Here is a 295-nt window from a genome sequence, read left to right as displayed (position 1 = left end):
TATCCGGATTTACTGGGCGTAAAGGGTGCGTAGGCGGTCTTTCAAGTCAGGAGTGAAAGGCTACGGCTCAACCGTAGTAAGCTCTTGAAACTGGGAGACTTGAGTGCAGGAGAGGAGAGTGGAATTCCTAGTGTAGCGGTGAAATGCGTAGATATTAGGAGGAACACCAGTTGCGAAGGCGGCTCTCTGGACTGTAACTGACGCTGAGGCACGAAAGCGTGGGGAGCAAACAGGATTAGATACCCTGGTAGTCCACGCTGTAAACGATGAGTACTAGGTGTCGGGGGTTACCCCC

Annotated in this window: 1 rRNA gene; it reads left to right on the top strand. The window is 52.5% G+C overall.

Features of this window, described 5'->3' with window-relative positions:
* Nucleotides 1-295, top strand: a 16S ribosomal RNA gene (locus KGF42_RS19435); the annotation flags it as partial.

This window comes from Clostridioides sp. ZZV15-6383 (genome assembly GCF_020657735.1).
Classification (GTDB): domain Bacteria; phylum Bacillota; class Clostridia; order Peptostreptococcales; family Peptostreptococcaceae; genus Clostridioides; species Clostridioides difficile_D.
This window is presented reverse-complemented; position numbering and strand designations above follow the sequence as displayed.